The 14,868-nt window shown below is 39.5% G+C and carries 13 protein-coding genes; 5 read left to right on the top strand and 8 right to left on the bottom strand.

Annotated features, from left to right (window positions below):
* Nucleotides 1-31: 31 nt before the first annotated feature.
* The 7 genes from EXM22_RS16120 to EXM22_RS16150 form a co-directional block, all read right to left on the bottom strand.
* On the bottom strand, nucleotides 32-583 hold the full coding sequence (locus tag EXM22_RS16120; protein WP_168203570.1) for an IS66 family transposase: 552 nt from the start codon (nucleotides 581-583) through the stop codon (nucleotides 32-34).
* Nucleotides 540-1,082, bottom strand: coding sequence for an IS66 family transposase (locus EXM22_RS16125; protein WP_149487505.1), 543 nt, complete (start codon nucleotides 1,080-1,082; stop codon nucleotides 540-542). The genes EXM22_RS16120 and EXM22_RS16125 overlap by 44 nt, the downstream gene beginning before the upstream one ends.
* A gap of 45 nt (nucleotides 1,083-1,127) precedes the next feature.
* Nucleotides 1,128-1,592: an IS66 family transposase zinc-finger binding domain-containing protein gene (locus tag EXM22_RS16130; protein ID WP_149487506.1), complete on the bottom strand. Its 465-nt coding sequence runs from the start codon at nucleotides 1,590-1,592 to the stop codon at nucleotides 1,128-1,130.
* A 41-nt stretch (nucleotides 1,593-1,633) separates the two neighbouring features.
* Nucleotides 1,634-1,981, bottom strand: coding sequence for an IS66 family insertion sequence element accessory protein TnpB (gene tnpB, locus EXM22_RS16135; RefSeq protein WP_149487507.1), 348 nt, complete (start codon nucleotides 1,979-1,981; stop codon nucleotides 1,634-1,636).
* Nucleotides 1,978-2,286, bottom strand: coding sequence for an IS66 family insertion sequence element accessory protein TnpA (gene tnpA, locus EXM22_RS16140; protein ID WP_149487508.1), 309 nt, complete (start codon nucleotides 2,284-2,286; stop codon nucleotides 1,978-1,980). The genes tnpB and tnpA overlap by 4 nt, the downstream gene beginning before the upstream one ends.
* A gap of 321 nt (nucleotides 2,287-2,607) precedes the next feature.
* Nucleotides 2,608-4,182, bottom strand: a complete 1,575-nt coding sequence (locus EXM22_RS16145; protein ID WP_149487509.1) for a response regulator — start codon at nucleotides 4,180-4,182, stop codon at nucleotides 2,608-2,610.
* Between the two features lie 17 nt (nucleotides 4,183-4,199).
* The gene (locus EXM22_RS16150) at nucleotides 4,200-5,954 is read right to left on the bottom strand and encodes a sensor histidine kinase (RefSeq protein WP_149487510.1); all 1,755 of its coding nucleotides are present in this window, start codon (nucleotides 5,952-5,954) and stop codon (nucleotides 4,200-4,202) included.
* 232 nt (nucleotides 5,955-6,186) lie between these two features.
* Between EXM22_RS16150 and EXM22_RS16155 the strand changes: the two genes are divergently transcribed.
* The 5 genes from EXM22_RS16155 to EXM22_RS16175 all read left to right on the top strand — a co-directional run bounded on the left by EXM22_RS16155 (nucleotide 6,187) and on the right by EXM22_RS16175 (nucleotide 12,601).
* Nucleotides 6,187-7,488: an ABC transporter substrate-binding protein gene (locus EXM22_RS16155; protein WP_149487511.1), complete on the top strand. Its 1,302-nt coding sequence runs from the start codon at nucleotides 6,187-6,189 to the stop codon at nucleotides 7,486-7,488.
* A 69-nt stretch (nucleotides 7,489-7,557) separates the two neighbouring features.
* Complete coding sequence (locus EXM22_RS16160) at nucleotides 7,558-8,448, top strand: carbohydrate ABC transporter permease (RefSeq protein WP_149487512.1); 891 nt, start codon at nucleotides 7,558-7,560, stop codon at nucleotides 8,446-8,448.
* Nucleotides 8,435-9,277, top strand: coding sequence for a carbohydrate ABC transporter permease (locus tag EXM22_RS16165; RefSeq protein WP_149487513.1), 843 nt, complete (start codon nucleotides 8,435-8,437; stop codon nucleotides 9,275-9,277). Before EXM22_RS16160 ends, EXM22_RS16165 begins: the two co-directional genes overlap by 14 nt.
* Before the next feature lie 237 nt (nucleotides 9,278-9,514).
* Nucleotides 9,515-11,527 (top strand): alpha-amylase family protein, encoded by a 2,013-nt coding sequence (locus EXM22_RS16170; protein WP_149487514.1) that lies wholly within the window; start codon nucleotides 9,515-9,517, stop codon nucleotides 11,525-11,527.
* 93 nt (nucleotides 11,528-11,620) lie between these two features.
* A complete protein-coding gene (locus tag EXM22_RS16175; RefSeq protein WP_149487515.1) occupies nucleotides 11,621-12,601 on the top strand; it encodes a D-2-hydroxyacid dehydrogenase in 981 nt (326 codons plus the stop codon).
* Nucleotides 12,602-12,792: 191 nt separating this feature from the next.
* Here EXM22_RS16175 and EXM22_RS16180 read toward each other — a convergent pair whose 3' ends face one another.
* Nucleotides 12,793-14,760, bottom strand: a complete 1,968-nt coding sequence (locus tag EXM22_RS16180; protein WP_149487516.1) for a hypothetical protein — start codon at nucleotides 14,758-14,760, stop codon at nucleotides 12,793-12,795.
* Between the last annotated feature and the right edge of the window lie 108 nt (nucleotides 14,761-14,868).

Consider the following 14,868-nt stretch of genomic DNA (forward strand, 5'->3'; position numbering starts at 1 on the left):
TTAGTTGACTGTTTTATTGTAAGCGTTAAATCTACAGGCCCTTGAAAGCCACCTTCTTGATCGCTTCCTTGTCACATTTCCAGGGAAGCAGTGTTTCATTATCAAAATTATCACCTTTGCCTGCGTACTGCTCGAAGATCCAGTAAAGATATCCATAAGGATTCAAGTCGTTGGCTTTTGCCGTCTCGATCAGGGAATAGAAAAGGCTGCTGGCCTTGGCCCCGGTGGGCGATCCTGAGAACAGCCAGTTTTTTCGTCCCACTACGAAGGGCTTGATAGATTGTTCTGCTGTATTGTTATCCGGAGTCAGATAAGGAGAATCCAGGAAACGGATGATCTTGCTCCACTGTCCCAGAGTATAGGAGACAGCCTTTCCTGTAGCCGTTGAAGGGCGGACCTTTTCAGCCTTATCGTCCAGCCAGGATTTCAGGTCATCGAGAAGCGGCTGGATCTGTGTCTTTCTTTGGTTCAAGAACTCGGACTCATCCAGATCCTTATCTCTCAGTCTGCTCTCAATCCGATAGATCTCCTTGATCTTCTTAACCGCGATCTGGGCACTTCCAGCCCTTTGACGCCTTGGCATCCTCGACAAACTTCCGGCGGGCATGAGCCATACAGCCAACATGAACGATGTCGTCATTGCCATCAAGAGCAGTTTCATAGGCCTGGTAGCCATCGGTCTGAAGGTATCCCGAGAATCCTTCCAGGAATGCCTTGGCATGCTGAGAACTTCTGGTTTCATGGTACTCGTAGATCACAAGAGGCGATTCCGGAGGACCTCCCCGTGCCAGCCACATATAGGATTTTGAAGTATCGGGACGGTTCTCTTCTCCCATAACCTGGACCGTGGTCTCATCCATCTGAATAACCGGCCCTTCTTTGATCTTTTCTTTGAAGATATCCATTAGGAACTGGAGGAAGTCATATACTTTGTTTGTCCAATTTGACATATCCTGGCGGCTGATATGGGCGCCGATGCGTTCGAAACGTTTCTCTTGTCTGTAGAAGGGCAGATGATCGCAGAATTTATTCACCAGGATAAAGGCTTGAAGACCAGAAGTAACGATACTGCCAGGTAGAATGGAGGGAGGCGCCGGTGCAACCCGGAAAACAGGCTTGTCTTCGTCTCAGGAGCCTTCACAGTTCTTACAGGCGTATTTGGGACGGATATGCCGTTCCACATAGATCTGCTCGGGTATATGTTTCAGCCTCTCACTGATGACCTCATCTACCTTTACAAGCATATGACCGCAGCGGCAAAGCTTCTCTTCTTCGGGGATGTCATGGATGATGTCTTCACGGGGAATACTGGGGTCTAAGGGCTTGCGACCTGCCTTGGTTCTGCGATGAGGCGGTACGGAGATCTGTTCTTTGGGGACGAGCTCTTCTACTGAAGGGGTATCTTCCTCGAACATATCTTTCTGACTGGGATCTATCTTCTCACTGGAACGGCCGAACTTTCGATGAAGAGCAAGGCGAAGCTCATCCTTAAGCTGCTCTATCTGAGCATCGCGTTTTTCAACGGTTCCAGTTAACTGTTGAATTAGCTCAAGAGCTTTCTTCGGTGACTCCTGTATCTCCGCCAAGTCCATGACGAAATTCTATCATCTTTGAATTTCTGTGGGAAGATGGTTCAGGTAATCTCTTCATAACAGAGAGTCTGGTGGGCATGCCAGAAGTCGATACCATCAAGAAGCATCTTCAACTGGTCCTGTGATATATGTCTGGCCTGCTCTTCTGTTTCAGGCCAGGGGTACTTTCCTTTCTCAAGACGCTTCTGCCAGAGACAGAAGCCATTTCGATCCCAAAAGATACACTTGATCAGCTTCCTGTCTCTACTGCAGAACAGAAACAGGTTGCCAGAACCAGGATGAAGTTCCATCTCTTCCTCTGTGATGATGGATAGTCCGTTTACCTGCTTTCGCATATCAGTAGCACCGGGACGAACATAGATCTGGATGCTCGATAGATCAGGGATCATTTGAACACCTCGTTCAGATCGGTAACCAGACGCCGCAGCATATTGGAATTGTAGTTCCCAGGAATGTGAATCTTATGACCTGAGGGATATTCGAGAGAAAACGAACCGGATTGAGTCGGTTGAATTACAACCGGAAGCTTTACCAGGCTGTCCCCTTCTGCCTTTTCAGACTCCTTACGGATTCTATACCGCCAGTAGTCGAAGGTTGAAACGGGAAAATTATTCTGCCTACAGTACTCTGCTCTCTTTAAACCGCTCTCTTCCCATTCTTTAAATCTCTGTACCCAAATGTCTTTTGTTTCCATGCTGTAATTCTCCTTGCGGAAATTGTGCATGGAACTTCTGAATATTCGTAGGGCCTGTAGATTTGACGCTTACGAAAGAACCTTAAAGAGATAAGGAAAATGGGCATCATTTTATATGATTAGTGGATAACTGTTTTCACGAAGTGTTAAAATGGGGACTCTTTATTCGAATTAAAATTAGTACGAGCAATGCTAAGTAGGAAGTGTTGAATAAGGATTCTAATTCATCTTTCGTTAGATTAGTCTCATTTACTTCGTAAATCCAGCTTGATATCTTAAATCTTATATATGATCATGTTAATGATAGATCTCTATTTTATTTCAATGCAAAGGCTTTATTATGGGGGATCGCTTCTTTTTTAAGGCATCATTACGGAAATCGCGAGGCGATTTACCAGTCAATTTCTTGAATGTACGACTGAAATGGTGCTGGTCTTGAAAACCGATAAGTAATGATATGTCTCCAATTTTCTCATCAGTCTCCTGAAGATATTCTTTTGCTTTCTCTATTCTGAGTCCAAGAAGATAACATTGGTAATTTACTCCTATTAAGTTCTTAAATTCTTTACTCAAATAACTGATATTTAAATTTTGTTTGTTACAATAATCTTGAAGTGACAGGGGATTGGTAAAATTATCATCAATATAGGCTTTAAACAGAAAGACTCTTTTTTGACGGTAATCAGTACCAAAATCTAAATTTTCTTCCAAAACCACTTTAGAAAAAATCATTTTGATATGATCGAATAGTGATTCAACATTATTGAATTCATATACTTTCTGATCTGTTTGCAGGACACTTACATACTGTGAATCCTGAATAGAATCTCCTAGAATAGAAAACAGTTTTTGAAAAACGCTTTCGTAGACTCCATACCCGAACCCACCATCATTAAGATCTTTCTTTATCTTCTCTAAAAACTCAATAATACGGCGTATATCACTTTGTCTGATTAAATGGGTGAGTTGTTGGGTATCTACAATCTCAAGTTTACCAGAGTTTTTTAACATTACAATATCGTCATAGGTTATTACACGTTTCTCAGGAAATAGTATTTTATGCTTCATCATAAAGCGACTATCCTTCATTGAGTTGTAGTGCGTCAGATTAGAGCGCCCCAGTCCTATTGTGGGGGCTTCAGATGAGATCTTGGATAATTGTTGGTGAATTGTTTCAGCCAGTACTAAAATCCTTTCCTGATTCACCGATAATTGTATTTGATCAACCAGGAAAAGAATGTGATATTCGTGTTCGGATATTTTCATTAAAAAAGAATTCTTCTGACGATTCCAATACCGGGAATTCTCGATCGAATTTGCAATTGTAATAAGAAACAGTTGTTCTTCTACTAGGGGTGCATAAATGGAGAGAGACTGGTACAACGAGTTCTGTTTTTTTGACTTCTGATCAGATGCATGGTTTATTGTATTTTCGTTTTTGCTCTCCATCAGTATTTTCCAATTGTTTCGAGATTCAGATACAATGGTTGCAATTTCAGAATATTCTCGATTGCTCCTTTTCAGATGAATTTTAGAAATAGACCTATGAATCGCTAGTTTCAAATCATCCGAATCTATTGGTTTTAAGAGATAATCATTGACATTGAGAGATAAAGATTTTTTTGCGTAGCTGAAGTCACTGTACCCGCTAATTATTATTATTTCAGAGTCAATCTTTTGATCGGAAATCTTAGTGATCAGTTCAAACCCAAACCTATTTCCTATTCGAATGTCACAGATTATGATATCGGGTAATTCTTCCGAAATTAACATATATGCTGAATCAATATTAGATGCATCTTTAATCCATATGAAATCTATCTGCATCTTATTTAATTTTTTTATAATACTCTTTCGAATTATCTCTTCATCATCAACAACTAAAACTTTATACATTCTTGTGCTCCAACCCTTTACAAAATATTCTTTCTGCAGGGAAGTTTTATCATTATAGTCAATCCACTAACAGCTCCTGGCTGAACTGTTATTCCATACTCTTCCCCATAGTAAATTTTTATCCGATAGTTAATGTTGCTAAGACCAATGTGGTTAAAATACATTTTATAATCATCTGATTCATCTATATTTCCCAGGTTCTTATTCATTTCATCTATTTTATTAAATTCCATTCCGTCTCCATTATCAGTGATTGAAATGGACATATCGTTCTCATTGCTTATTACGCCTTCCACAGATATTTTTCCTTTTCTGGTGTCAGAAGGAAAAGCATGAACAAAACAATTTTCCAAGATTGGTTGAAGTATGAATTTAGGTATTGTCATGCTCTTTAGACGCTCATCGATATAGAAAGAAATATCTACTCTATCACCAAACCGAATTCGTTCAATGACACAATATTTCTTTGCCATTTTTAATTCCTGCTCAAGGTATACAAATGTATTTGCTTTTAGATTGTATCGAAGAAGAGATCCCAGTGACGAGGCCATTATCTGAACCTCTTCCTGGTCATGAATTTCACCATATGCTTCTATCGTTTGAAGGGAATTAAATAGGAAGTGTGGATTAATCTGCAGCTCAAGCATTTTCAATTGTGCTTCTTTTGTTAAAATCCTATTTCGATAGACTCTGTTGATCAGATCATCAATTTCTCTAGACATTTCATTAAAATGTCCAAAGACCAATTTTATATCTTCATCAAGATTTTCAAGATTTAATTCAATAGAATAATTTCCTTCTTTGACAGAACCCATCGCTGCTGTCAGTTCATTCAGTACAAACAATTTCTTTTCAAGGCGAATTCGCATCCCGTATGCTGTTGATAATAAAAGAACCAGAAGGATGACAGCATTGAGGGTCTGAACGTGTATCATATCAGAGACTAAGTATTGGTTAGGAATTTCAATGACTATTTTCCAATTCGTATATTCGGAAAATATTTCAATATAAGTAGAATCCTTTTTCCTTCTGGGCATTTCAAGTTGATTCTTGTTAGATGTTACAAGCTCATTTTGTGAATCTATCAGAAAAATTGTACAGTCATTTTTCCTCTCGTTATTAATGATTTTAGCATTTTGCTCCAGGACCTGACGTAACTCAAAAGTATCCAGCAATACGGCTACAAAAGCCATTGGTCCATCACTATATAAATTCCTCAATGGTTGAATATAGATACAGAATGTGTTTCCTCTATCGTCTACTATTCCATGTTCATTGGGTGAGACTAATTGAAAACGACTTTGATAAACCTTATCAGGTGATTTGAGACCATCAAGTAGATTCTCTTCTGACCAAATTCGATAAGGGGATTTCAAAAGTAAATTTCCTGTACTGGAATAAAACTCAGTCGAAATATTATCTCCCATTAAAGTGCTGAAGATAACCTGATTACTTATATCCCGTTCCAGTGCATCTCTCTCTAGAATGGAGTCTTCACCAAGCGATTGTATTCCGACTAATGCATTCTGGATTTTAGTATTTCCAAGGATAATCTTTGCTGTTCTTTCCATAATGCGAATTTGTGCATCAATGCTTTGAGAGATAAATTCACCCGAAAGCTTCAAAGCTTCCATCTTTTGAGCTTTGGTTATTCTGAAGGCTTGAACGTAAACAAATAAGATACTGATAGAAATACTCATGAAAGCAAAAACAAGAAAAATCTTTGCAATATTGGCAGATATTGATTTGCTACGTAAATTGAGTCTTTTCATTCCACATTAATACCATACTAAATGGTGAGTTTGGAAAAAAGAATTTCTTTCAAAAAAAGTGGCAAAATAATGCACAAAAAAGAGAAAATAAAGGCATAAAAAAGTATTTTTCCAGTTTTAAGCATAATTCTTATTAAAAGTTGACACAAAGGTAACAAATTGAATGCATCGACTTTGAGCTTTTCTGCTTTACCATGTATATAACAATACTTATACAATATGGAGGTAAAGTATGAAAAGGAACTTAATCGTAGCTCTTGGATTATTCTTTATGATGACAGGAGTGGTCTTTTCTAATGGAACTGCAGAGTCTGGGGATGAGCAGTTAGGTGGAGAATTGACCGTATTAACAAATGCAGAAGGAGCAACAGGTCTTGATGCTGCTATAGAGGCATACAATGAACTTTATCCAGACATAGATTTGGAAGCCACTGTTTATTCTGATGATGCAGCCAAAAATGCTATTATTGCTGCAAAAGTTGCATCTGGTGACCTTCCCGATGTTATTCTATCAGTCATCAACAGCCTCACTGTTGATCTAGCCAAGAAAGGCTATTTGTTACCCCTTACAAATACAGGGTTTCAGGATCGTCTGTCGGATATTGAATATCCACTAGGCTGGTATAATAATGATGTCTACTGTATTCCAATGAATCTTAGTGTTTCTGGTCTTTTTGCTAACGATGACCTTCTTAAAGAATATGGTATTGCCGACTATCCCCAATCACTGGATGAATTGGTTGCTATCTGTGATCAATTGCAGAAAGCAGGGTTGGAAGAACCATTGTTGGTCGCAGCTAAAGAAGTTAACCCGGTAAATGCATTTGTTTATCAGTATATTTATCAGAATCTGTATGGTTCAAATCCTGATTGGTATGCTGACCTGCTCACTGGCGATGGTCGTTGGAGTGATGATGATTTTAAAGCTGTCTATTACGGTTATGGTCGTCTGAAACCATATATGAATAAAGACGCTTTAGGATTGGATGATTCTGGATCTATTAGACGTTTTGCATCAGGACAGAATGCATTTATGGTTGGCTCCAATTTTGGATCAAACATACGAATTGCTAACCCAGATCTAAACTATTCAATTATTCCTGGACCGTTTAATGAAACAAAAGAAAACTTTTTATTGACTACTGATGCGGGACAGGGGTTCAGTATTACTGCAGATTCAGAGAATCAGGACCTTGCAATCAAATTGCTTGATTTCTTGACAACCGCTGAAGGAGCGGGAGTTTTTTCTAAAGCTATTGGAAATTTCTCATCTGTTATGGGCGTGTCAGGTTCAGTTGATCCCGCCGGTGATTATCTTCAGGGACTTCTCAGCAGTGGTTTCCCTACTACTAGAACTATGACCAGAACATGGATTCCTGGAATTAAAGAATACATGAAGAAAGGTACTCAGGAGTGGTTTGTCGGTGGTGATGTCGATACTATTGCCGCAGGTATTGAAAAGGAGCATCAACGTTTAATGAAAGCTTCTCCTGACTTTGTCGAGTCCTTCCTCGCAGATCATAAATTCCAGTAATATATTATTAGGCCGATTTTCAGACCTCAATTATGGTTTGGAAACCGGCTTTCATGAAAGAGATAAGATATGAAATTAAAAATTAATACAGGAAGCGATGCAATCCTGGGATCCCTGATGCTCCTACCTGCTCTGGCTTTATTCCTTGTTTTCGTGATAACCCCGTTGATAGGAGGAGCTTTTCTTGGCTTCACAAATTGGGATGGTGTTTCTCCTGCTCTGAATTTTGTTGGACTGAAAAATTACGTTGAAATATTCACAAGTGAAACATCGATTACTCCCTTGAAAAATACAATTGTATTTGCTTTTCTTTCTACAATCTCAATCAATGTGTGTGCTCTTGCTGTAGCTGTAGCTTTGAATCGGAAATTACATACAAAGAAGTTTCTAAGGACCGTTTTCTTTCTTCCGACAGTACTAAGCCCTCTTGTTGTAGGATTCGTCTTCAGCTTTATTTTTTCCGTTCCCATCGCAGATTTTGGGAAAAAAATCGGTGTCGAAGTTATTGCGTATAATCTTATTGGAAGTTCCCAATGGGCACTTCATACTGCAATATTTACAAATACCTGGAGAATGCTTGGATGGTATATGATTATCTATATAGCTGGTCTTCAGAATATTCCTCAGGATCTTTATGAAGCTTGTGATATCGATGGTGCGTCTGCCTGGCAAAGATTTAGGGGCATTACTTTTCCGTTGATTGCCCCCGCATTGACCATCAACCTTGTTCTTTCAGTTTCCCGGGCTTTTAAAGAATATGATTTGGTCTATGCCCTTACAAATGGTGGACCGGGTATTTCCAGTCAAATTATTTCAATGAGTATTTACAGAGAATCTTTCGTGAATCGCAGAGCCGGATATGGATCTGCCTTAGGAATTGTTCTGTTCGTTATGATACTAATAATTACTCTAATTCAGATCAATATATTGAGAAAGAGAGAACGAAATGCTGAGTACTAAAATATATAAACAGAAACGAAGCCTGGTGGCTTTTGAAGGTATATTAGTCATTATTGGTTTGGCATTCCTCTATCCATTTTATATTATGCTTTTTGTTGCTGTAAAATCCGGACGGGAAGCTATTATGAGTCCAGCGTCATTTCCTAGAGAATGGCATTTCGAAAATTTTTTGATAGCTGGTAAGAAAATGAAGTTTTTTCTTACTTTTTTCAACAGTTTTACAGTGACTGCCGTCGCTGTCTTTGGTGTCGTCCTATTAGCTGGAATGGCAAGCTTTATCATTGTTAAATCAAGAAGTAAGTTTGTTCGGAGCCTTTACCTGCTATTCATTTCCGGCACAATTATCCCGTTTTTTACATCCATGGTGCCTTTAATACGAATCATGGGGGACCTAAATCTACTGAACTCAAGACTGGGGCTTTCCCTTGTTTATATTGGTAAAGCTTTACCATTCGCCATATTCCTGTATGCGGGATTCATCCGAAGTTTGCCAAATTCGATTATTGAATCTGTTCAAATTGACGGTGCTAACAGATGGCAAACTTACTGGAGTATCATTTTTCCAATGATAAAACCAATAACAGCAACAGTTGTCATAGTAGATGTCTTATGGTTCTGGAATGATTTTTTATTACCTCTTTTAACCCTCGGTAAACGCAGACTCAATACTATTCCTATGGTCCAAAATCATTTTCATAATGAGTTTGCAACTCAGTGGGAATTATCCTTTGCTGTTTTTGTCCTAGCAATGATTCCTGTATTGTTAGTTTTCTTTGCTTTGCAAAAATATGTTGTCAGTGGAATGACCAGTGGTGCACTAAAAGGATAAGAAAGTGTTCTCTCGAGAAAAAGCTTCAATCATTAGCAAAATGAGAGAATAGAAAAATGATGAGAAAACCTTTATCAAAAATGGTTTTAAGTTATATGGAAAACTTGAATGAAGATAATCTTGGGTCTCTGGATCATGGCGGGTTGGTTCAGTACTTCGAAAAATAGAACAACGTTGAAGTAAAAGAAGATTGAATATGAGAGTGCTTCTTTAAAAGAAAATAATTAGGAGATATAAATGAGTCATTGGAGTCAACATTTTCCATGGAGGCAGATACAGACAAATCTTCCCGAAATAGATATGGAAGATATAGATGCAGAAGTGTATGTTGAATCATTGAAAAAAATGCATGCTTCAGTTGCTATGATAAATACCTCTGGTATTATAGCTAGTTATAAAACGGACTTACCTTTTCACTTCCAAAGTCCTCATTTAAACGGTGACAGTCTTGAGACTATCATCGCTGCTTGTCATCGGGAGGGCGTTAAAGTCATTGCAAGAACCGATTTTTCTAAAGTACGCAGACCGATATATGAAGAACATCCGGACTGGGCTTGTATTTTTCCGGGAGGTGTTATTGAGGACTTTGCCGGAAATGTACATTGTTGCGTGAATAGTGATTATCAGAGAATTTATGCTCCTCAAATTATAGAAGAAACTCTGACAAAACTCGACATAGATGGAATCTTTTTCAATATGGGTGGGTATAATACTGAAAACTATGAGCATCGTTATCTGGGAATCTGTCAGTGTGAAAAATGTAAAACTATGTTTTATGATCGGTTTCAACTTATTTTGCCTGTTCAAGAAGATATGAACGATCCTGCTTTCCGCAAATACCTAGTATTTAAACGTGAAACAATCAGCAGTCACAGAAGTAGAATCGTTAAATTTATTAAAAAAATACGTCCTGATATAATGATTGATAAGGTCACTGAGGGAGACTTTGGTTTTGAGCGGGTCGAATCCAATACCGAGTTCAAAAGACCTCTTCCTCATTGGCAATACAGTGGATCAGATAACTCTAAATGTGTGGTAGCATCTCATCCTGAATTCAAGTCCAGCAATACCAGTGTCGACTTTATAGGATTTTTTTACAGGCATGTAGCAGTAGCTCCAGCATTGCAGGAATTAAGACTTTGGCAGGGCCTTCTAGCCTGTGGAGGCTTAGACTACTATCTCATAGGGCGTCTTGATAATCATAGAGATCGCAGTGGATATGAAGGGGTTAAAAGAGTCTTTTCTTTCCATGAGAAACACTTTAAAGATACGTACGATGGTTTAACTCCTGATTCTAAGACGTTACTGATTTCTCTCGGTGGATTTGAGTCGACAGATGATTACAGGGGAATGTATCGTCTACTCTCTGAAAATCATATTCTTTTTGATGTCATCAGTATCGGTCGTATTACGAAAACGGATCTCTCTGAATATGATGCCCTGGTACTCCCTAACTGTAAATATTTCTCTGATGAGGCGGCGTCATGTGTTGACAAATTTGTCGAGCAGGGTGGAACTTTAGTTGCTACTGGAGAAACAGCATTTTATGATGATGAATATGAAAGACGGGAGTCTTGTGCTCTGGAATCTACCGGAATCTTACATGTAAAACATGTGCGTCATGATATGAGATCTGCCATGCTGGAGCTAGATAGTAAAGAAGGTTATCCATCAATGGAAGATCGAGATCTGATATATTTTGGTGATACTTTCATTTTTGCTGAATATTCCGATTCTGCTAAAGGATCACTTCGTCTTATTCCCCCTCACTGGGTAGGCCCTCCTGAGCGTTGTTATTGGAAACAGGTCAGTGATATTCCCGGTGTTGTTGTCAATTCTTATGGTAAGGGGAAATGTGTCTTTCTTCCATGGCTTCCAGGGCGTCTGTTTCTCCAAGAAGGACATGATAATACTGTTGTTTTTATGGGAGATCTACTGAAGGAGACTGCTGCACTGAAATCTGTTGGCGGAAATCTATCTCCAATGGTTGAAGTTAGCATGGCTAGAGGAGCGAATGATTTTTTCAGTCTGATACAGCTTGTTAATACATCAGGGCACTATGGAACAACTTTCTATGATCCAATCCCGATGGCAGATCTAAAAATCAATGTTCCGTTCAATGTCGATCCTGTCAGAGTTATTAAACTCAGTGACGGAAGTGAAGTTCCATTTAGTTATAATAAGGGGCATCTTTCTATCACCCTAGACCGGTTGGGATTTCATGAGGGCTTGAAGATCCTTTTGGTTTAATTTTCCTTTAAATATGGGAGCGTTTGTGTTGTAGGATAATAGATCTGGACCCTCTCATATATGAATTAGTATATAGGAAAGGAAGTACTGTAAATGATAGATATTCACTCCGTGTTGATAGCTGTATCTTTCGACGAAAAATATATGCAACAAATTAGAGATATCTATACGCCAGCAAAAATTATTGAGCTGAATTTTGATGATGAAAAAGGCATTGTCGAGGCTCTTAAGAGTGTTGATGTCGCCTTTATCGGGGGAGATTTAGATGACCGATATATAAATGCTCCCAAACTTCAATGGGTTCATTGTGGGCATGCGGGTCTTAATAAATTTGCCAAAAAAGAAATTTTTGACAAAGGTCTGGTTGTTTCCAGCTCTGCTGGTCGTTCAGCCCCCGCTCTAGCAGAACATATCATTCTGTTTATGCTGGCACTGAGCTACAAAATCAGTGATTTTATTGAGGCTCAAAAAACTCATACATGGGGAATCAAAGGACAGAGTAATCTTAGAGCCCTGTATGGGCAGACCATTGGTATTATTGGAATGGGACACACCGGGAAGGAACTTGCTGTTAGAACAAAGGCTATGGGTATGAAAGTGATCGCATACAGCAATAAAGAGAAAGCTCCAGAAAATGTTGATTCCTATTATTCTGCGGCCAAAGAAGATACCTTAGATGACATTCTCAAAGAAAGTGACTTTTTAGCTCTATGCATTCCTTTAACTGATAAAACCTATCATATGATCTCAACCAAAGAACTTAAGATGATGAAACCTAGTTCTTGCATTATCAATATGGCTCGAGGGGCTGTCATTGACGAGTCAGTTCTCATTAAAGCTCTCAAAGAGGGTTGGATCGCAGGGGCAGGACTAGATACATTTGAGCAGGAACCTTTGAGTTCAAAAAGTGAATTGTGGGATCTCCCCAATGTATATATGACTCCACATTGTACTCCGCAGGTACCAGATAGAACAGGTAGAACCATAGAGATATTAAAAGAAAATGTACTGCGGTATAGAAAGGGACTTCCATTGTTGAATCAGCTGATGATTCATGATATTTTCAGCCGTTGAAATCTTTTTAGTTCTGTAATTTTACAGGACTACTGCTATGGCTCCTGAGGTACTCTTGGACATTCAAGAGTACCCCTGTCTGTAAGTTTGTCTTGTCAAATTATCGATTCTTTGGCAGTCTTTAGGTGGCTCTTGAAAGAAAGTGCATAAAAATGATTTATGAACTCGTCGTTTTTTGCCTCTGGAGCCTTTTATTCTCTAAATCTAGCCACTGTAGAACTCATAAAAAATATAAGTCCAGCAACCATATAAGCTACTGAAATCAGGAGAGATTTCAGGAACCGTGTAAACGCACTGATTTCTATCATCCCGAGAGTCTTGAATCCCTTTAGATCATACCAAGGGGCTGAGAAGTCTTGTGGGGAGTACAGGTAATACTCTCCTTCCATAAAGGTCAAAGTTGTAGATTGGTATGCTTTTTTAATCAATTCATCAATGGGCAACAGGTATAAGTTTTTCTCCCGTTCTACTTTATTCTCTCTGCTTAGTGCTTCCGGGAGGGGAAAGTCTGCGTATATAAAGAGGGGATAGGGAGTGGTCCTTAACTGTTCATGAGAATTGCTGAGCTGTAACCTTTTCCACCCTATCCCGGCTTCATCATAGATTCCCATTTTGACATTTGACGCCAAATTCTGGACCAGCCAATTTATACGGTCCCTTGAATAGGCAGGATTGACGATCACATCATCCAGGGGCATTCTGGCATTGTAGCGATGATCCTGGGACAGATACTGCATCAGCCGGCCTGGATCTTTGCAGATTACAGTTTTACTGTCCATGTAATAAAACTGTTCTGCATCCAAATCCAGCTTGGAACCATCAGCATGGCGGAACATACTGTTCATTGATCTGGAAAACTCAGTCCAGTGCTGCTTCAGGGATTCTGTGAGCTCTTGTTCTGCAGGATTCGTATGTTCGAAGAGATCCATGGGAGCACTGACGGGTAGAAATCCTCCTGATATGATGTAGTCTACCGGTTGTATCAAAAACTTCTCAAATCGGATGGTCTCTCCCTCTTTGAGGTTTTGGGTCTCCTCTGGAGTGTGCAGAACCCGGGGGCCGTTTTTCAGATTCCCCGGAATTGCAGCAAGAAGACTCCAAGGCTTGTCATACATTGTTATAGAAAATACAGTGAGTCCTGTGAAAAACAGGGTCAGGAAAAAAGGTACCCAGCAACGGGGGGCTTTGATGATTCGAGACCGAAGCCTTTGATCCAAATCATAGGAATCGGCTCGAACGAGTTTACAGGAAACTCTCCCTGTAAGAGCCTTCTTCTTAAAAAAAATATCAACCTCTCCACGAAGTCTTTCCTCAGATAGATTCTTTTTAGCTGCTCTTGAGAGGGTGAGCCGGATGTCTGTTCCCTTTAAGCCATAGCGATGAGTCCTTGGATTTCTACTTTTTATTTTTTCCCAGCGACCAGATACCGAGCAAATCTCATCTTCACCCTTCCTTGAGGGAGCCCGCCAGGCTTGTATTAAGAAGGATAGGATCATCAGCACAGATCCTGCGGTCAACAGAAACAGGGCATCTTCCTGATTCTGCATGTCTTTCATATAGAAGGAACCTAAGAAAAGTGGTGCTGTAGGCAGCAAAAGAAGTATGGATGGCCAACGAACTGTTTTGATCAAGGCTTGTCTTTCCCGTGGAGTGGCATCCCTAAGATGCCAGCGGGGCTGAATTAATTGACCAGAAAAGGAACGTTCTTCTTCGAAATTGGTTGTAATTGAATATGAGCCGATGCAGACAGGAAATGCTTTTCCCCGGGAATCGAGGATATACTCGCAAATCAGAGACTCCTTCTCATCCAAGATATTTTCTATAAGTTTGTCATCTTGTGATTTCCGGGGACTCCTGCGACTCTGAATCTGTATGCCGTTGACCCAGAATTCGCGATACACCGAATACCGACCTTTTAGTGTGAGAGATTCTATGGCTCCTTCTGTTTTATAAACTTCTGTATTTGAGGGAACCTGTACACCGAACATCCATCTTAATCCCACAATTTCAGAAGCATTGGCTGTTCTGATGGGAGTCTTTCCCTTTCGGATTTTCTGCTCCCTTTTTTTCAGAGCATGCCGGCTGTAGTAGTATCGGAAAGATATAGAGACAACGTAGATGACAATAAAAGCATAAAAAATTAATGAAATAACAAACATTTTATCAGGTTAGCACAGACTATAATTTTGGAAAAGAGAATCCCTGGTTCGCGATCAAGAGAGGAATATGCTCCCCCTTTAAACCCTAGAGAATATTTTATAAAAAAT

It is taken from the genome of Oceanispirochaeta crateris, from assembly GCF_008329965.1.
Lineage (GTDB): Bacteria > Spirochaetota > Spirochaetia > DSM-2461 > DSM-2461 > Oceanispirochaeta > Oceanispirochaeta crateris.

What these genes read in the sequence shown, in the direction of transcription:
- EXM22_RS16120 (WP_168203570.1), bottom strand. Translation starts at nt 583, where the DNA reads ATGCCAAGGCGTCAAAGGGCTGGAAGTGCCCAGATCGCGGTTAAGAAG.
- EXM22_RS16130 (WP_149487506.1), bottom strand. Translation starts at nt 1,592, where the DNA reads ATGGACTTGGCGGAGATACAGGAGTCACCGAAGAAAGCTCTTGAGCTA.
- tnpB (WP_149487507.1), bottom strand. Translation starts at nt 1,981, where the DNA reads ATGATCCCTGATCTATCGAGCATCCAGATCTATGTTCGTCCCGGTGCT.
- tnpA (WP_149487508.1), bottom strand. Translation starts at nt 2,286, where the DNA reads ATGGAAACAAAAGACATTTGGGTACAGAGATTTAAAGAATGGGAAGAG.
- EXM22_RS16145 (WP_149487509.1), bottom strand. Translation starts at nt 4,182, where the DNA reads ATGTATAAAGTTTTAGTTGTTGATGATGAAGAGATAATTCGAAAGAGT.
- EXM22_RS16150 (WP_149487510.1), bottom strand. Translation starts at nt 5,954, where the DNA reads ATGAAAAGACTCAATTTACGTAGCAAATCAATATCTGCCAATATTGCA.
- EXM22_RS16155 (WP_149487511.1), top strand. Translation starts at nt 6,187, where the DNA reads ATGAAAAGGAACTTAATCGTAGCTCTTGGATTATTCTTTATGATGACA.
- EXM22_RS16160 (WP_149487512.1), top strand. Translation starts at nt 7,558, where the DNA reads ATGAAATTAAAAATTAATACAGGAAGCGATGCAATCCTGGGATCCCTG.
- EXM22_RS16165 (WP_149487513.1), top strand. Translation starts at nt 8,435, where the DNA reads ATGCTGAGTACTAAAATATATAAACAGAAACGAAGCCTGGTGGCTTTT.
- EXM22_RS16170 (WP_149487514.1), top strand. Translation starts at nt 9,515, where the DNA reads ATGAGTCATTGGAGTCAACATTTTCCATGGAGGCAGATACAGACAAAT.
- EXM22_RS16175 (WP_149487515.1), top strand. Translation starts at nt 11,621, where the DNA reads ATGATAGATATTCACTCCGTGTTGATAGCTGTATCTTTCGACGAAAAA.
- EXM22_RS16180 (WP_149487516.1), bottom strand. Translation starts at nt 14,760, where the DNA reads ATGTTTGTTATTTCATTAATTTTTTATGCTTTTATTGTCATCTACGTT.